A 354-nucleotide genomic window follows, 5' to 3' on the forward strand; every position below is an offset into this window, starting at 1 on the left:
TGAAACAATATATACAAGTCGGTGGGAACTTTTCGGAAATTACCAATTGCCTATTAAAGAAAAGGTGATGTTTATGTTTAGTGCAAATGGACACGATCAAAATTCACGTTATGGAACTGATGTTTATGACGCTGTTCAAAATATTGGATTTGGTCAATTTACGTGGGATAAGAAAATAAATAGACATGATTTGATGCTTGGAGCTTCGATGCGCTATACTTATTATGATGATAATTCAGTAGCTACCGAAAAGATTGTAGATGGTGAGGTGATAACTGATCCTTCAGAAATTTATTTGCCAGGTATTTTTATTCAAGATGAATGGAAGTTTGCACCACAACAGACTTTATTAGT

At 33.9% G+C, this 354-nt stretch carries 1 pseudogene; it reads left to right on the forward strand.

Annotation, left to right across the window (positions count from 1 at the left end):
* Positions 1–354 (forward strand): annotated as a pseudogene (locus tag CW751_RS15535) (TonB-dependent receptor); the annotation flags it as partial.

It is taken from the genome of Brumimicrobium salinarum (assembly GCF_002844555.1).
GTDB classification, from domain to species: Bacteria; Bacteroidota; Bacteroidia; order Flavobacteriales_D; family Crocinitomicaceae; genus Brumimicrobium; species Brumimicrobium salinarum.